At 51.8% G+C, this 16,490-nt stretch carries 20 protein-coding genes and 1 pseudogene; 14 read left to right on the forward strand and 7 right to left on the reverse strand.

Translation table 11 applies throughout. The features are described 5' to 3' along the window. Positions 1 to 256: 256 nt before the first annotated feature. From FOB24_RS11585 to FOB24_RS11630, 10 genes are all read left to right on the forward strand, one after another. Positions 257 to 1,843 (forward strand): ABC transporter substrate-binding protein, encoded by a 1,587-nt coding sequence (locus FOB24_RS11585; protein ID WP_087857711.1) that lies wholly within the window; start codon positions 257 to 259, stop codon positions 1,841 to 1,843. Beyond that, positions 1,843 to 2,817: an ABC transporter permease gene (locus FOB24_RS11590; RefSeq protein ID WP_085049564.1), complete on the forward strand. Its 975-nt coding sequence runs from the start codon at positions 1,843 to 1,845 to the stop codon at positions 2,815 to 2,817. Before FOB24_RS11585 ends, FOB24_RS11590 begins: the two co-directional genes overlap by 1 nt. After that, positions 2,807 to 3,619 (forward strand): ABC transporter permease, encoded by an 813-nt coding sequence (locus FOB24_RS11595; RefSeq protein ID WP_150344940.1) that lies wholly within the window; start codon positions 2,807 to 2,809, stop codon positions 3,617 to 3,619. The genes FOB24_RS11590 and FOB24_RS11595 overlap by 11 nt, the downstream gene beginning before the upstream one ends. After that, complete coding sequence (locus FOB24_RS11600; protein WP_087857710.1) at positions 3,613 to 4,407, forward strand: ATP-binding cassette domain-containing protein; 795 nt, start codon at positions 3,613 to 3,615, stop codon at positions 4,405 to 4,407. Before FOB24_RS11595 ends, FOB24_RS11600 begins: the two co-directional genes overlap by 7 nt. After that, positions 4,391 to 4,981 carry an ATP-binding cassette domain-containing protein gene (locus tag FOB24_RS11605; protein ID WP_150344941.1) on the forward strand — a complete coding sequence of 197 codons (591 nt, stop codon included), beginning with the start codon at positions 4,391 to 4,393 and terminating at the stop codon, positions 4,979 to 4,981. Before FOB24_RS11600 ends, FOB24_RS11605 begins: the two co-directional genes overlap by 17 nt. 127 nt (positions 4,982 to 5,108) lie before the next feature. Further along, positions 5,109 to 5,720, forward strand: coding sequence for a metal-binding protein ZinT (gene zinT / locus FOB24_RS11610; RefSeq protein WP_233593786.1), 612 nt, complete (start codon positions 5,109 to 5,111; stop codon positions 5,718 to 5,720). 138 nt (positions 5,721 to 5,858) lie between these two features. Then, positions 5,859 to 6,497 carry a leucine efflux protein LeuE gene (gene leuE, locus FOB24_RS11615; RefSeq protein WP_032940118.1) on the forward strand — a complete coding sequence of 213 codons (639 nt, stop codon included), beginning with the start codon at positions 5,859 to 5,861 and terminating at the stop codon, positions 6,495 to 6,497. Between the two features lie 173 nt (positions 6,498 to 6,670). Beyond that, entirely contained in the window at positions 6,671 to 7,033 is a 363-nt protein-coding gene (gene yeaR / locus FOB24_RS11620) for a DUF1971 domain-containing protein YeaR (RefSeq protein WP_038640001.1), read from the forward strand. Positions 7,034 to 7,036: 3 nt separating this feature from the next. Then, a complete protein-coding gene (locus FOB24_RS11625) occupies positions 7,037 to 7,219 on the forward strand; it encodes a DUF1869 domain-containing protein (protein WP_003832433.1) in 183 nt (60 codons plus the stop codon). Positions 7,220 to 7,437: 218 nt separating this feature from the next. Then, on the forward strand, positions 7,438 to 8,082 hold the full coding sequence (locus tag FOB24_RS11630) for a hypothetical protein (protein ID WP_085049529.1): 645 nt from the start codon (positions 7,438 to 7,440) through the stop codon (positions 8,080 to 8,082). A gap of 52 nt (positions 8,083 to 8,134) precedes the next feature. Here FOB24_RS11630 and fdhF read toward each other — a convergent pair whose 3' ends face one another. Continuing rightward, complete coding sequence (gene fdhF, locus FOB24_RS11635) at positions 8,135 to 10,282, reverse strand: formate dehydrogenase subunit alpha (protein WP_150344942.1); 2,148 nt, start codon at positions 10,280 to 10,282, stop codon at positions 8,135 to 8,137. Between the two features lie 363 nt (positions 10,283 to 10,645). On the opposite strand from fdhF, the gene FOB24_RS11640 reads away from it, so the two are divergent. Then, positions 10,646 to 10,894 (forward strand): GlsB/YeaQ/YmgE family stress response membrane protein, encoded by a 249-nt coding sequence (locus tag FOB24_RS11640; RefSeq protein ID WP_005120370.1) that lies wholly within the window; start codon positions 10,646 to 10,648, stop codon positions 10,892 to 10,894. A gap of 48 nt (positions 10,895 to 10,942) precedes the next feature. Here the strand turns inward: FOB24_RS11640 and yoaJ are convergent, their stop codons facing one another. The 3 genes from yoaJ to FOB24_RS11655 are packed head-to-tail and all read right to left on the reverse strand — an operon-like array spanning position 10,943 to position 12,191. Further along, positions 10,943 to 11,017, reverse strand: coding sequence for a protein YoaJ (gene yoaJ, locus FOB24_RS11645; RefSeq protein WP_099530266.1), 75 nt, complete (start codon positions 11,015 to 11,017; stop codon positions 10,943 to 10,945). Between the two features lie 2 nt (positions 11,018 to 11,019). Continuing rightward, on the reverse strand, positions 11,020 to 11,118 hold the full coding sequence (locus tag FOB24_RS11650) for a YoaK family small membrane protein (RefSeq protein WP_038640017.1): 99 nt from the start codon (positions 11,116 to 11,118) through the stop codon (positions 11,020 to 11,022). Positions 11,119 to 11,165: 47 nt separating this feature from the next. Then, complete coding sequence (locus FOB24_RS11655) at positions 11,166 to 12,191, reverse strand: sensor domain-containing diguanylate cyclase (RefSeq protein WP_150344943.1); 1,026 nt, start codon at positions 12,189 to 12,191, stop codon at positions 11,166 to 11,168. Positions 12,192 to 12,377: 186 nt separating this feature from the next. On the opposite strand from FOB24_RS11655, the gene FOB24_RS11660 reads away from it, so the two are divergent. Further along, on the forward strand, positions 12,378 to 12,629 hold the full coding sequence (locus tag FOB24_RS11660) for a putative hemolysin (protein WP_087857707.1): 252 nt from the start codon (positions 12,378 to 12,380) through the stop codon (positions 12,627 to 12,629). 7 nt (positions 12,630 to 12,636) lie between these two features. On the opposite strand, the gene FOB24_RS11665 is transcribed toward FOB24_RS11660, so the two are convergent. Next, a complete protein-coding gene (locus FOB24_RS11665) occupies positions 12,637 to 12,984 on the reverse strand; it encodes a DUF488 domain-containing protein (RefSeq protein ID WP_038640022.1) in 348 nt (115 codons plus the stop codon). Positions 12,985 to 13,182: 198 nt separating this feature from the next. Between FOB24_RS11665 and FOB24_RS11670 the strand changes: the two genes are divergently transcribed. Continuing rightward, entirely contained in the window at positions 13,183 to 13,890 is a 708-nt protein-coding gene (locus FOB24_RS11670; RefSeq protein WP_087857705.1) for a CTP synthase C-terminal region-related (seleno)protein, read from the forward strand. 37 nt (positions 13,891 to 13,927) lie between these two features. Here the strand turns inward: FOB24_RS11670 and FOB24_RS11675 are convergent, their stop codons facing one another. Then, the gene (locus FOB24_RS11675; RefSeq protein ID WP_150344944.1) at positions 13,928 to 15,115 is read right to left on the reverse strand and encodes a CynX/NimT family MFS transporter; all 1,188 of its coding nucleotides are present in this window, start codon (positions 15,113 to 15,115) and stop codon (positions 13,928 to 13,930) included. Between the two features lie 99 nt (positions 15,116 to 15,214). Between FOB24_RS11675 and FOB24_RS11680 the strand changes: the two are divergent. After that, positions 15,215 to 16,007: pseudogene (locus tag FOB24_RS11680) on the forward strand (AraC family transcriptional regulator); the annotation flags it as partial. On the opposite strand, the gene FOB24_RS11685 reads toward FOB24_RS11680, so the two are convergent. Then, positions 15,990 to 16,436, reverse strand: a complete 447-nt coding sequence (locus tag FOB24_RS11685) for a DUF441 domain-containing protein (protein ID WP_150344946.1) — start codon at positions 16,434 to 16,436, stop codon at positions 15,990 to 15,992. The pseudogene FOB24_RS11680 and the gene FOB24_RS11685 overlap by 18 nt on opposite strands. Positions 16,437 to 16,490 lie beyond the last annotated feature (54 nt).

Here is a 16,490-nt window from a genome sequence, read left to right on the forward strand (position 1 = left end):
TCTTAATGGTAATTATTAGAATTGAATTAATATGTTATTGAATGAATGGTTGAATTTTAAACAATTTCTGGGGTTCACATCGTACTCATAACGGAGTATCAGAAAAAAGTATGATAATTTTAGAAAATCGTCATACTTTTCTGCGCCGCATCATTTTTTTCGCCAATTCTCTTCGCCATAATCCCTTTCCCAGGAGACTGCTTAACGACGATGCATCGTTAAGCGGCATAAACATAACGCAAATCTGGATAAAATAATGATCAAAGGCAAGCTGGCACTCCTGACGTGTGCATTAACTCTCGCATTAACCTCACCACTCCTCGCCGCGCAGAATGCGGGCGCAGGTCAGACGTTAAAACTGGCGATTGGACCGGAGCCAACGGAAGGGTTTGACCCAATGTTGGGCTGGAGTCATGGCAGCTATTTGCTTTTGCATGCGCCGTTATTAAAACAAAATGCAGATATGAGCTGGGGAAACCTGCTGACGGAGAAGGTGGTGACCAGTGCTGACGGCAAAACCTGGACGCTGACGTTAAAACCTGACCTTAAATTTTCTGATGGGTCGCCGCTAACCGCTGAAGATGTTGTGTTCACTTATAACAAAGCAGCAAAAAGTGGTGGAAAAATTGACATGGGGAACTTCGCTCATGCCAGTTTGAAAGATAACCGCACGGTCGAAGTGACGCTGAGCAGCCCGCAGAGCACCTTTGTGAATGTGCTGGGATCTTTAGGGATTGTTCCGGCAAAGCTTTATAACGAAAAAACATTCGCCAAACATCCGATTGGCGCAGGTCCTTATCGGTTGGTGAGTTTCCAGCCTGGGCAGCAGCTGATTGTGGAGGCTAATCCCTGGTATGCCGGTAAGAAAAATGATTTCAGTAAGCTGGTGTTTGTTTTCCTTGATGAAGATAACGCTTATGCCGCAGCACGCAGTGGGCAACTGGGATTAGTACGTATTGCGCCTTCGATGGCGGTCGCCCCTCAGCAGCAGAATTTGAAACTGTGGGTGCGTGACAGCGTGGAGAATCGGGGCATTGTGTTCCCAATGATTCCTGCAGGTAAAAAAGACGCCAATGGTTATCCGATTGGTAACGATATTACAGCCGATGTCGCGATCAGACGCGCCATCAATTACGCCATTGATCGTAAGCAGCTCGCCGATCAGGTTATGGAAGGTCATGCGATCCCCGCCTATAGCGCGGTACAGGGCCTGCCATGGCAGGGGCAGTCAGTCGCGTTCAAAGATGGCGACAGCGAAAAAGCACGGACGATTCTGGAAGACGCCGGCTGGAAAGTGGGTAAAGACGGTGTACGAGTGAAAGATGGCAAAGAGGCACGCCTGACTTTATGGTATGCCAGCGGTGACAGTACGCGCCGGGATTTAGCTGAAGCTGTACGTGCGATGCTGGAGCCTGTGGGTATCCAGGTATCATTGCAATCCGGAAGCTGGGAAACCGTTGAGCGTCATATGCATGCCAACCCGACGCTGTTTGGCTGGGGAAGCCTGGATCCCATGGAGCTGTTCCATCATTACAGCAATCAGGCTGCGGGCGTGGAGTATTACAACCCCGGTTACTACAGTAATTCTGTCGTTGAAGAGCATCTCAAACAGGCTATTGATGCACCGGACTGGCAAAAAGCGCTGCCTTTCTGGCAACAGGTTGAGTGGGATGGCAAGCAAGGCGCTGGTGTACAGGGCGATGCCGCATGGGCATGGTTATTGAATATTCAGCACACTTACCTGGCAAATCCATGTATTGACTTAGGCAAAGGCGCACCGGAAATTCACGGGAGCTGGTCACTGCTCAATAATCTGGATGAATGGACCTGGACCTGCCGTTGATGAAGTCTGTAGTGGGCCATTTTCTCCGGCTGATGGTGTTATTAGTGCTGGTTGCGGCTGGCACTTTTGTGCTGCTCAGCTTTTCTCCGGTCGATCCGATTCGTGCTTATATTGGCAACGATCTCCTGCACGTGCCACCGGAACAATATGCACGTATCGCCGCTCGCTGGGGATTGGATCAGCCGCTGTGGGAGCGTTTTGGTAACTGGTTTATACGGGTATTGCAGGGCGATCTCGGCTACTCGATGTTGTTTAATGCGCCGGTTGCCAGCGTGATCAAGGAGCGCTTTGCTACCTCGTTTGCGCTGCTTAGCGGCGCATGGCTGCTCTCCGGTATAGTGGGGACGGCAATGGGATTTGTCGCCGGACGCTACCTGAATCGCTGGCCGGATAAAGCAATTTGTCGCCTCAGCTATCTGCTTTCCTCGTTACCGACCTTCTGGATTGGCATGCTGCTGCTGGCGTTATTTGCCGTTCGTTGGCCGGTATTCCCGGTCTGCTGTGCGTGGGAGCCGGGCAACAACAGCGATATGGCGACACTAACCGAGCGTCTGCGCCATCTGGTGCTTCCCGTTTGCGCGCTAAGTCTACTGGGGTTGGGGCAGATTACGCTTCATACGCGGGAAAGTATCGCCAGCGTAATGAAGAGCGAATTTGTCCGTTTTGCGCGCTCTCAGGGCGACAAAGGTTGGTCACTGTTACGCCATCAGGTTCTGCGCCACGCTATCACGCCCGCGCTGTGCCTGCAGTTCGCCTCGCTGGGAGAACTGTTGGGGGGCGCGCTGCTGGCAGAAAAGGTCTTTGCTTATCCCGGACTTGGGCAGGCGACCATTGATGCCGGCTTGCGGGGCGATCTACCGTTACTGATGGGGATCGTCTTGTTTAGCACCGTGCTGGTTTTTATTGGCAATTCACTTTCTACCTGGTTTGTTCACGTGTTGAACCGTGCTCTGGAGCGACCCGATGCTCTATAATCCGACGCCGACGCTTATTCGTCTGGTGCTCTCTTTTAGTTGTCTGCTATTCATTGCGATTTATGGCGCGGCCACGCTGGATAACCCGTTGAATGTGAATCTGCTTGCCCGTCATCTGCCCCCTGATGCGCTGTACTGGTTTGGCACCGATAACCTCGGTCGCGATCTGTGGGTGCGTTGCTTTCAGGGGGCGTTAACCAGTCTGCAAATTGGTATCGGCGCAGCCTTGTGCAGCGGCTTCATTGCGTTAATGATGGCGGCGTTGTCGCGCCTGCATCCACGTCTGGACGTGCTTATGCGTCTGATAACTGATGCCATGCTGTCGATGCCGCATCTGCTGCTGCTTATTTTGATTTGTTTTACGCTGGGCGGTGGGAAAAGTGGGGTGATCATGGCAGTGGCGCTAACCCACTGGCCGCGCCTCGCACTGATTCTGCGTGCAGAGGCCGAACGTGTTGCCCATAGCGATTATCTGACGCTGACATGGCGTCTGGGACATGGTCATTTTTACTGCTGGCGACATCACTATTTACCGGCATTGTTACCCCAATGGCTCACGGGGACATTGCTGATGTTCCCTCATGCGGTGCTGCATAGTGCGGCGTTGAGTTTCCTCGGGTTTGGACTGGCGCCGCATGAACCGTCGCTGGGGCTGCTGCTGGCGGATGCGCTGAGGTTTATCAGTCATGGGGACTGGTGGTTAGTGCTGTTTCCGGGGCTGATGTTATTCAGCCTGGTGATGTTATTCGATCAGCTCGCGAGGGCAGTGCATCGTTTATGGTTGCGAGGTGACATATGTTGAGTTTAAGACAGGTCTCGCTGGACGTGGCGCGTTATCGTTGGTTCGGGGCGAGAAAATGGTCTCCGATGTTGCAGAATATCTCTTTCGACGTTGCGCCCGGCCAGATGGTGGCCTTAGTTGGGGGAAGTGGTGAAGGGAAAAGTCTGCTCCTGCAATGTCTGCTCGATCTGTTACCGGAAAATTTGCGTCTGCACGGCGCCATAACCCTTGATGGCAAAATGCTGAACAGTCATGACATCCGCGAATGTCGGGGCAATACCTTCAGCTATGTCCCGCAAGGCGTTCAGGCCCTGAACCCGCTGCTCTCAATTGAAAAGCATTTGCGCAGAGCAAGTCAGCTCTCCGGCCAAACCTGGAATGCCGGAAAAATAGAAAAATTGCTCCAGCGTAGTCAACTGGAAACCAGCGTATTAGATGCCTTCCCGCGTCAGCTTTCAGGCGGTATGGCGAAACGTGTTCTGGCCTGTCACGCGTCGCTGAGTCAGGCCCGCTATATTCTGGCTGACGAAATTACCGCCTGGCTTGATGCGCCATTGGCTAATCAACTGCTTGAGCAGTTGCGTGGTTTATGTGAGCAAGGGGCTGGTGTTTTATGGGTGACGCACGATCTCACGCTGGCGGCCCAGCATGCGGATCGCATCGTCGCGCTGTATCAGGGAAGCGTGTCGGATAACGTTAGTCGTGAACAGCTGTTGCGCGGGGAAATTAGCGAGCATTTGCAACGTCAATGGCGGGCTCTGCCTGAAAGAAATCAATTATTTGGAGTGCGCGATGCTGTGCTGTCGTGATGTCGTGATTCGCCAGGGAGGGAAGGTGCTGTGGCAAAACCTTTCTTTCGCATTGCACCCCGGTGAACGTATTGGGATTTGTGCGCCCAGCGGAACCGGCAAAACGACGTTGGGACGTGTGCTGGCGGGCTGGCAAAAGCCGACCTCGGGCGACATTCTTATCGATGACCAGCCGCTACCGATGCATCAATATTGCCCGGTGCAACTGGTACCGCAGCATCCGGAATTAACTTTTAACCCACGGCGTAGCACCGGCGATGCGGTTCATGACGCCTGGCGGCCCGACGCGGAAATCCTTACCCGTCTGCATATCAAGCCGGAGTGGCTAACCCGTCGCCCCGGACAGCTTTCTGGTGGTGAACTGGCGCGAATCGCCATACTTCGCGCGCTGGACCCGCGGACCCGTTTTCTTATTGCCGATGAGATTACCGCCCAGCTCGATCCTTCCATTCAAAGAGATATCTGGGGGCTGCTGCTCGAAGAGTGCCAGCGTCGATCGTTAGGCATGCTGATTATCAGCCATCAGCAGGCGCTGCTTGATCAGATCTGCACGCGGGCGCTACCCACGCCGTGATTTTCCCCGTTCCGGTAAGTTACGACGTTGATTAAATGGTTATGTTATATTATAACATTTCACTCGCAAACGATTTGAGGGTGAAATTTTGGCTATTCATTTTAAAAAACTGGCAATCGCTCTGGGGATGATTTTGGTCAGTGGTCAGGTTTTGGCTCACGGTCACCATTCCCATGGTGTTCCGATGAGTGAAACAGAACAAAAGGCGTCAGAAGGCGTGTTTGATGATGATCAGGTACAGAACAGAGCGCTGACTGACTGGGATGGCATGTGGCAATCTGTCTATCCGTATCTGGTCAGTGGCGAACTTGATCCGGTATTCAAAAAGAAAGCGGAGAAAGATAAAAGCAAAACGGCAGAACAGATTAAAGATTATTACCGTCAAGGCTATGCAACTAACGTAGACACCATCGGCATTGAAAATGGTGTGATGGAATTTCATACCGGTAATCAGGTTACATCATGCAAATACGATTATGCCGGATATAAAATCTTGCACTATAAATCAGGCAAGAAAGGTGTACGTTATTTGTTTGAGTGTAAAGCTGCTGATAGCAAAGCGCCTAAATACGTCCAGTTCAGCGATCATATCATTGCTCCGCGCAAGTCAAGCCACTTCCATATTTTTATGGGAAATACCTCGCAGGCAGCCTTGCTCGAAGAAATGGAGAACTGGCCTACCTACTATCCTTATCAGTTGAAAGGCGAAGAGGTGGTGGATGAGATGCTGCACCATTAATCCGGCCTAAGTTAACGGCACATACCCGCCGCCGGTGGCGGGTATTTTAATTAACAACCTTCTCTTTCCATCCCCTTGCGCATTCGTTAGCATATTGTCTTGCAGCAAGTGCATGTGTTTTTTCAGGAAGAGGTTAACGTGTTTGCAGAGTATGGAGTTCTGAATTACTGGACATATCTGGTGGGGGCTATTTTTATCGTGCTGGTTCCCGGGCCAAATACGATATTTGTGTTGAAGAATAGCGTTGGTCGGGGAGTGAAGGGCGGTTATCTCGCCGCAAGCGGTGTGTTTATCGGTGATGCTGTGTTGATGTTTTTGGCCTATGCCGGTGTTGCCGCCTTGATCAAAACCACGCCTGTTTTATTTAATATCGTTCGTTATCTCGGCGCTTTTTATCTGCTGTATCTCGGTGCGAAGATCCTGTACGCCACACTGAAATCAAAGGCAAGCGACGCCGCGGCTGAGGAAGTCCCGTTTGGCGCCATTTTTAAGCGCGCCTTAATTCTGAGCCTGACTAATCCGAAAGCAATTCTGTTTTATGTTTCGTTCTTCGTGCAGTTCATTGATGTCAATGCGCCGCACTCAGGGCTGTCATTCTTTATTCTGGCTATAACGCTTGAGATAGTGAGCTTTTTCTACCTGAGTTTCCTTATTTTTTCCGGCGCGTTTGTGACCCAGTACATTCGTACCAAGAAGAAGTTGGCTAAGGTGGGTAACTCCCTTATCGGTCTGATTTTCGTTGGTTTTGCTGCCCGTCTGGCGACGCTTCAGTCGTAATCATTGGCCCGCTGAATGTGGCGGGCTTCAATTTTAAGCTTTTCTTCCCCACACATATCAGCTAATGGTTATAACCAATAAATGGTATTTTAAATGTATATTTTGAGGCGTACTCTGTACACAGCAGCGGTTCAATATGACTCGCTGGTTGTCGACTGGAAAAGGGAAGAAAAATGCTTCAAATTCCACAGAATCATATCCATACACGCTCAACTCCGTTCTGGAACAAACAAACTGCACCTGCCGGAATTTTCGAACGCCACCTTGATAAAGGCACCCGTGCCGGGGTTTATCCTCGACTGTCAGTTATGCAGGGGGCGGTCAAATATCTCGGCTACGCAGATGAACACAGCCCAGAGCCAGTAGAGGTGATGGTTATTGAGGCCGGTCAGTTTGGCGTTTTTCCGCCGGAAAAATGGCATAACATCGAAGTGATGACCGACGATACTTACTTTAATATCGATTTTTTCGTTGCCCCGGAAGTACTGATGGAGAGTGCAAATCAACGAAAAGTCGTGCGCACTGGCAAGGAGTAAATCATGGGCAAAGCAACCTATACCGTCACAGTAACCAATAACAGCAACGGTGTGTCTGTTGATTACGAGACCGAAGCGCCGATGACATTATTGGTTCCGGATGTCGCGGCAGAAGTGGTCAAAGACCTGGTCAATACCGTCCGTTCATACGATACCGAGAATGAGCATGAAGTCTGCGGATGGTAGTGCTTTCACTTCTGATACCGCTTGAACTGATTGATTCTTAACTTGAAAACCGCACTGCATTTTGATAACGCAGGGCGGTTTTTTATTTGCGTCGGATAGATCGCAGTCCGGAAAAAGATTTCTTAAGAATACCTTAAGAAATTCGCATCGTTTGCTAATAGTTGAACATTCATAGGGGTTATGATCGTGAAATAGTAACAATACAGAACTTCGCGCTTATGAAATTGAATACCCGACTTACATTATCCGCATTCATTCTTGGACTGGTCCTCGTCGCGATCCCGTTCACCGCAAACTGGCATCTTCCTCTGCTCAATGGCGCGGTTGTCACATGGATTGAAAATGGCCAGGCGCTATGGTTATTGTTTGGTGCTGTATTTACTTTCTGCTACATCCGGCCTTTATCGCGTCCTGCAGGCGAGAAGCAATTTTGGCTTTGGGCGGCGGTATGGTGGCTGGTATTACTGGGCCGAAGCACCAGTTGGGGCCGTGATTACTTCCCGGAGCATCCTAAACTGCTGTTCAGAGCTATCTCAGTCGTGTTAATTGCGATGATTATTCTGCCGGTCCTGCTGTCGAAGCACTTACGCCAGGATATTGCCCGGCGCTTGCGTAATGAACCCCTACCGCTGTGGCTACTGGCGATTACCGTCTGCGCATTTTTGATTTCCGATACAGTGGAGCATCATCGCCTGCTGGCGCCTGTCTTTTTGCATAACGCCAGTTACGGCGATTTGATTGAAGAATTGTACGAACTGCCGTTTATGGTGGGATTGTTTCTGATGAACCTCGGTTTTATGCAGCGGGATAAACAGCATGAGTCTGCCGCTATTTGCTTCAGTGAACCGCATCTGGCGAAGTAGTTGGAAAAGGCCTGAGTCTGGAAGGCCAGACTCAGGCGGTCAGGGCGATAATTTACGCAATGGCCTCACACAAGCGTGATTTCATTTCGCTGTACGTTTGTGCGGCATACTTCTCCGCCCATCCCTGATCGGTAATGTGCTCAATTTTGACAGCACAATATTTGGTTTCCGGCGTTTTCGAGATCGGATCAAGGTTATCCTGTGTTAACTCATTACACGCGCCAATCCACCATTGATAGGTCATATACACTGTGCCGGCATTAATACGCTCAGATACATCCGCACGGCTGATGACCTTGCCTCGGCGCGAGCTTACCCACACCAGGTCACGATGACGGATACCCAGTTTTTCTGCATCATCGGTGTTGATTTGAACATACCCTGGCTCATCAGCCAGCGCCTGTAATGCCGCGCAGTTGCCGGTCATGGAGCGGCAGGAGTAGTGTCCGACCTCGCGCACGGTACACAACACCAGCGGATAGTTCTCATCAGGGACTTCAGCAGGAGCGCGCCACGGAGCGGCAAACAGTTTGCCTTTGCCATTCGCGGTATCAAACTGGCTGTGTGCGTAAAGATACGGTGTGCCCGGGTGATCGAGATCCGGACAAGGCCACTGAACATGGCCCATCTCACCCATTTTTTCATAGGTCACGCCATAGAATAGCGGGCACAGTTCGCGCATCTCATCCCAGATTTGCTGATTATTTTGATACTGCATCGGATAGCCCATTTCGCTGGCCAACAGACTGATAATTTCCCAGTCACGTTTAACATCCCCGTAGGGTTCAATCGCTTTCTCAAAACGCTGGAAGCCACGATCGGCGCAGGTAAAGACACCACCGTGTTCGCCCCATGATGTTGCAGGCAACAGGACGTCGGCCATCTCTGCCGTTTTGGTCATGAAGATATCCTGCACGACGATAAAATCGAGCGCGTTAAATCCTTCCCGGACCAGCCCCAAATCAGCCTCGGTTTGCAGCGGATCCTCACCCATGATGTAGTAGGCTTTTATTTTGCCCTCAATCGCCAGATGCGGAACTTCGGTGATGCGCGTTCCGACCTTGTCATCCATCTGAGTAACGTCAATCCCCCAGGCGGTGGCGAATTTCTCCCTGACGGCAAAATCGGTCACGTCCTGATACCCCGGAAACTGGTTAGGCAGTACGCCCATATCACATGCGCCCTGCACGTTATTTTGCCCGCGTACCGGGCCAACGCCGACGTTTGGACGTCCCAGATTCCCGGTCAGTAAGGCCAGGCTCGACAGTCCACGCACCACATCAACGGCCTGGCCAAACTGCGTGACGCCCATCCCCCACATCACGGTTGCCGATGGCGCCGCGGCAAATGTACGCATCGCCTGACGAACCTGTTGTGCAGGGATGCCGGTTAAATGTTCTACGGCTTCAGGGGCATAGTCCTTAACGGTTTCCCAGTATGTTTCCAGACCTTCGGCATGTTTATGCACGTACTCGCGATCGTAAAGCTGCTCTTCAATAAGCACATGGCCAAAAGCGTTGACCAGCGCCATGTTGCAGCCATTTTTTAACTGCAAATGCTGATCGGCGATACGGGCGGTTTCAATACGGCGAGGGTCGCAAACAATGATTTTCGCGCCGTTCTGACGAGCTTTAATCACCCGACGGGCCACTATGGGGTGTGAGTCCGCGCAGTTATAACCAAAGATGAGCAGGCATTTTGAGTTTTCAATGTCGCTGATGGAGTTGCTCATTGCGCCATTGCCCAGCGTTTCCTGTAGACCCGCAACGGAAGGGCCGTGACAGACACGGGCACAGCAGTCGACATTGTTGGTGTTGAGCACCCCACGGGCGAATTTTTGCATCACGTAGTTGGTCTCATTGCCTGTTCCCCGGGAGGAACCTGTCGTCATGATGGCGCGAGGACCATAGGTATTTTTGATTTCAGATAAGCGTTTAGCGGTGTAACGAATGGCCTCATCCCAGCTAACGGGAGTGAATTTTCCACCTTTTTCATAACGGATCATCGGGCGAGTCAGACGGGGAGTCAGAAGGCGGGTGTCGTTCAGAAAGTCCCAACCATAATAGCCTTTCAGGCATAACTGATTTTGGTTCGTTACACCCTCAGCGGCTTCGGCGCGGATGATTTTGTTATTTTCAACAACAAGCTTGAGCTTGCACCCGGCCCCACAGTATGGGCATACACTGGTGATTTTTTTCATCAATAACAGACCTGTTAAATGCTGAAATAGCGCGAATTGTAGACGAAGCCACGTGAATAGATATCACGGGCTACGATGTGTCGTAGTGACGGGTTGTTAAAGCATAAAGCATGCCAAAGATGAAAAACCAGCATTGGCAGGGGTTGCTGCCCAGAGAGCAGAGAGGAATGACTGTCGATTCGTCACTATTGACGAGAAGCGTCAAAAAATATCACCTTTTTGTCGTTGGTCTAACTCTATGAAACATCAGAAAAAGATGAAAATTACAGGTGATGCCGATCACAAATTATAATTTTTCAGCGCTATGCTATGCTTTTATACAACGAGTCAATCGTTAACTTAAAAACATAAGTGAGGAAAATAATGGGCATTATTTCATGGGTGATTTTCGGTCTTATCGCGGGGATTTTGGCAAAATGGATTATGCCGGGTAAAGATGGCGGCGGATTCTTTATGACCATTATCTTGGGGGTTGTTGGTGCGGTGGTTGGCGGCTGGATCAGTACCTTCTTTGGCTTTGGCAAAGTTGATGGTTTCAACTTCGGCAGTTTCGTCGTAGCGGTTATCGGCGCGATCGTGGTGCTGTTTATCTACAGAAAGATCAAAAGCTAACTCAATATACAGAGATGAAAGGCCACTGATATGTGGCCTTTTTATTAGTTACCACCAGCCCAGTTCCGTTCCCAGAACCACGATGATAGCCACGCCAATCATAATGAGCGTTGTTTTTTTCATCGTTATGCACCCGGCGCAGCGTAGCCGCCAACAAAAAACCAGGATAAGAAAACGACAGCGGAAATGAAAATAATGACGGGGAAAATAATACCGAGTCGCATAGGATTATCTGCCAGAGTTATTTAAAGACGAGCCAGCATAGCAGGGCTTAATGTACGACAAAAGTGGTTTTATCCTGTCGCTTTTTATCTTTGTACATTGCGCTGTCTGCCATATGGAGCGCACAGTTTACATCGGTCTCATGCGGATCAATTTCCACCACGCCCAGGCTGGCGCCAGGATAAAACAGATGGATGCTGCCCAAGTGATAGTCGCCGCAAATGCGCTGTTGCAGCTGATTTTTCACCTTTTGCAGGCGCTCACACCGATCGCTTTCATCTTCCGGCGACAGGCTAACGACTAAAAATTCGTCACCGCCCAGTCGACCAAGGATATCATTGTCGCTGCATTCGTGGAGCAGGCGCTGTCCGATCTGGATCAGGAACTGGTCGCCAACTTCATGACCAAAGCGGTCATTAATCAGTTTGAAATCATCCAAATCAATATAGGCAACGACGACCTTCTGTCGGAGATGTCGGGCAAGCGAAAATAGGGTTTCAACATTTTCAAAAATCGAGCGCCGGTTCGGTAACCCGGTCAGCGCATCGGTGTAGGAATGCGCAATCAGCGCGGCGTTGGCTTCGCGTAACTGAGCGACCAGCGACTCTTTTTGAATAGACTGGGCGATCAGGCCGGCAAACAGATTCAGCACCTGTTCACCTCGCTCGCTCAATGCCTGCTGGCGGCGACTGGTGGCGCAGAGCGTACCGTAAAACGTTCCGTCCGGAAGATGAACAGGCGTGCTGAGAAACGTAGTGATTTCCAGCGCGCGGGCTGCGCTGCATTCCGGCCAGCGTGCGGGCACGTTGTCGCTATACAGACAGTTATCTTCGATGGCGCGTTTGCATAGCGTCTCATCCCATGGGACGGACAGCCCTTCCGGGATCTGCATTTGTTTGCTATTGCGCGCGTACAAAATATGCTGCAGGCGAGCATCTAAATCGACCTTGGTTAAATAGGTTGATTCCATCTCTGTCACCACCTCCAGCATCTCCAGAAGTTGCCGAACCAGACTCTCAACAGACTGCTCCGTGGCTAAGGATTGTGAGACTCTGGCGAGGATCATGTCCGACATGAGGTGTAAATACTCCTGAATAATGACAAGGCTGGCGTTGCCCGCATGATAGAACATCAAGGTGAAAGATGAAACACGTGCTCCCGGTTAAAATGTAAACATAAAATTGAAGCCCGGTGGTAAAACATGGAGATATATGAGGAGTCGGGGTAATCTTGCCGGATAACGTTCTTAGCAGGAGTTGATATGAAACTGGCGTCTGTTATTTTGCCCGGCATGCTGGTACTGGCAGGGTGTAGTACCCCACAACCGGAAGCGCCAATGCCGCCGAAAATTGGTATGGCGAATCCGGCATCGGTGTATTGCGAACAAAAGGGCGGCTCGCTGATTGCGGTGCAGACTCCGCAAGGGGTAAGGTCTGACTGCAAACTCCCCGGAGGGGAAGTGATAGATGAATGGGAACTCTGGCGTAGAGATCATCCGGCAGCGGGAAAGTGATCCGCTGTTAGCATTGACGTAGCCATTCAGCCAGCACCAACGCGTGGTTTTGCTGAGTATTCTTCGCCGCATACAGTAGCGTTAAGGTTTGCTGCCGGGCAATCTCTGCGAGGCGCTTCCCTTCCTGCTGCTGTTGGGCCAGTTCGCTACGGTACTGCTGGGAGAAGTGAGAAAAATCAATCAGCTCTGCGTGGAATGCTTTACGTAAATCTGATGACGGCGTCAGCGCTTTATTCCATTCATTGAAAGCAAGGTCGGTCTTTTTTATCCCCCGTGGCCACAACCGATCGACCAGAACGCGATAACCATCGCTTGTTTCTGCCGGGTCATACACGCGTTTACACTGAATATTCATCTTTTCATCCGCTCCATTAAGCCGCCGCGTTGGTATTTAGCATCATTTTTATGACGGTTAAATAAGATCCTAAAACGTGACCATTATAGCATTTTGCCAGCCTGGACTCCCAATTTAAGGGATTGTGATACCGATGAAAAGTCGGTAGGCTGAGGCTCCTTATGTTGTCCCTTATTGTCTGGACATAAGGAAACCTTAATGGACATTTCCCCGATAAAAGATACGCTTCGCATTGCGCTGGTGGGCGATTACAACCCCGATATTGTGGCGCACCAGGCGATTCCCCTTGCCATTGATGATGCTGCTGCCGTGCTGGAGTTGGTGGCTGATTATGACTGGCTAACCACTTCCGATATCAACAGCAGCGAAGACCTGATTGGCTATGATGCCATCTGGGTCGTGCCAGGCAGCCCCTATCGACACCCGGAAGGGGCGCTGATTGCGATACGCTACGCACGCGAGAACAGCATTCCATTTTTAGGCACCTGTGGTGGTTTCCAACACGCCATACTGGAGTATGCCCGAAACGTGCTGGGCTGGAGTGATGCCGCGCATGCTGAAACGGATACCGCTGGGCGAATGGTGATCGCGCCGTTGACCTGCTCGTTGGTTGAAAAAACGGATGATATTGAGCTCCGGGCCAATACGCTGATTGCGAAAGCCTATGGACGCGATGCTATCACGGAGGGGTATCACTGCAATTATGGTGTGTCGGACGCTTTTGCCACCGAGCTTGAGAGCGGCGATCTCCGGGTGACCGGTTGGGATGACGCCGGGGATATTCGTGCTATTGAACTGGTAACGCATCCTTTCTTTGTTGGCACACTCTTTCAGCATGAACGTGGCGCGCTGGCGGGAAAACCCGTGCCGTTAGTCCAGGCGATGCTCCGCGCTGCGCGGGGATAAAATGCCGGGCAGGAGGTTAGCTAACCTGCCCGCTACATTATGCGTTCGCGATCTCCCGATCGCGCCCAGCGCACAGACCAAACACGGCCATCAGCATCGCTAACACGGCGACACCCGCTAATGGAATCAGCCAGCTACCGTTGAGGTCGTGAATTTTACCCATCAAGGGCGGCCCGCAGGCGGCCAGTAAATAGCCGACAGACTGCGCCATTCCGGACAACGCCGCGGCCTGATGTGCGGAACTCGCGCGCAGGCCAATGAAGGTCAAGCCGAGGATCATGGTCGCACCTGAGCCAAAGCCAAACAGAATGGTCCACAGCAAGGCCTGGTCGGGCAGTATGGCGAATCCCGCCGCGCCAACGGCGCACATTACTGAAACCAGGGCGGCGATGGCACGCTGATCCTTAAATCTGTTCAGGACGAGGGGAATCAATAACCCTGGCGCGGCGGTCGCCAGTTGCAGTAAACCGTGCAACGAACCGGCCTGCGCCTCGCTGTAGCCGTGGCTGATTAAAATGGCGGGCAACCAGCCGATGATCACGTAATAGATAAGCGAGTTGATTCCCAGAAACAGGGTCACCTGCCAGGCGAGGCCGGAGCGCCAGATAGCACGGGAATGTAATGCGCGTGAGTTACTCAGGCTGGCATTGCCCGTCTGACGACACTGGGGTAACCAGATAACCAGCGCCAGCAGCGGAAAAACCATCAGTACCATCAGTGCGCCGCGCCAGCCAAATCCATTTAACGCCAGCGGAACAACCATGGCTGAACCCAGCGCTGCCGCTGCGCCCATGGTCAGCGAGTAAGCGCCAGTAAGTTTTGCCACATGCTGGGCATAATCACGCTTAATCAGCCCTGGCAACAGGACATTTCCCAGGGCTATTCCGCACCCGATGATAGCGGTGCCGCTAAACAGCAATCCCGGTGAGGGCAGCGAGCGTATCGTAATACCTGCGCAAATCAGCAGCATAGCGGCAAACAGGCTGCGTTCGATGCCCCAGCGGCGCGCAACGGCTGCGGCCAGAGGGGATACCAGCGCGAAGGCCAGCAGCGGAAGGGTGGTCAACAGTCCCGTTTGGGCAGTGCTCAGACCGTAGTCGGCACGAATTGCATCTAACAGCGGGGCGGCGCCGGTAAAGGTAACGCGCAGCGTGGTGGCAATCATCAGGATACCCGCGATCAGCAAAGCAGCGTTTTTACCGCGGGAGGAAGGCGTATTTATCATTTTTTTCTCATCTTGTCAGGCGAGGCGATACCTTAGCGTTTTTACGCCATGAGTGAATCAAGCTAAAATGACAGTTTATCGCTAAAATCGGACATTCTTATGTTGGGACTAAGATTGGATGGGTATGAACCTGACCTTCACCATGATGCCGCGGTGGCGTTCTGCATTCAGGCCCGGGAAGATGAACTCTTTAGTCCGCTGCATCAGCATCGTAAGGGGCAGTTGATTCTGGCTTTGCATGGCGCGATTACCTGCGAGGTCGAAAATGCCATGTGGATGGTACCTCCCCAATATGCGGTGTGGATCCCTGGTGAAATTTCGCACAGTAACCATGTAACCGTAGGCGCACAATTGTGTTTCTTGTTTATTGAACCTCATGCCGTCGTGATGCCTGAGCGTTGTTGTACGCTAAAGATATCTCCCTTGTGCCGGGAGCTCATTCTCTCGCTGGCGTCGAAAACGGACGACCAACGATTGGAACCGTCAACTCAGCGACTGACGCAGGTGTTGTTTGATGAACTCCCGCAGCAGCCGCAGGAGCAACTGCAGTTACCGGTTTCCGATCATCCGAAAATCCGCAGAATGGTCGCGACAATGGCGCGAGAGCCTGCCCAATGGCAGACGCTGGGGCAGTGGGCCGACGTATTTGCGATGAGTGAGCGCAACCTTGCCCGGCTGGTCGTCAAGGAAACGGGATTGAGCTTTCGCCGCTGGCGTCATCAGCTGCAGTTGATTCTGGCGCTGCAGGCGCTGATCGATGGTCATAATGTGCAGCAGGTCGCGCAAATGCTCGGTTATGATTCAACCACCGCATTTATCACGATGTTCAAAAAAGGCCTGGGGCAGACCCCAGGCCGTTATCTGAGCTGACTTGCTACTGCTTCCCAACAATCAACGAGACCAGACCTGCCGCAATAAGCGGCCCCACCGGTACGCCGCGAAACAGCGCCACGCCCAGCACCGTACCGACCAGTAAACCGGCCACAAGCTGGGGCTGGCTGCCCATCAGCGTGACGCCGCGCCCGCCAAGCCAGGAGACAACCACGCCGACGGCAATTGCGACCAGTGATTTCCAGTTTACAAAGGAGTGAATGAGCGTGGAGGGCGGTAGCGTTCCGCTGGCGATCGGTGCCATTACGCCGACAGTCAGAATAATAATCCCGATGGTCAGTCCCTGTTTTTCAATCCACGGAAAGAACATATTCAGAGGGGTTACACGGACGATGATCAGCACCAGAATTGAAACAGCGACAGTGGTGTTGTGGCTGACAAAGCCCAGAGCTGCCAGTCCGAGGAGGATCAGCAGAGTGACATCAAACATCGTAGTTTCCTTGCCAAAAGAAAAAATAAGCCTGCTTACTGTACGCGTAAACGC

It is taken from the genome of Citrobacter werkmanii (assembly GCF_008693645.1).
In the GTDB taxonomy this organism is placed as follows: Bacteria; Pseudomonadota; Gammaproteobacteria; order Enterobacterales; family Enterobacteriaceae; genus Citrobacter; species Citrobacter werkmanii.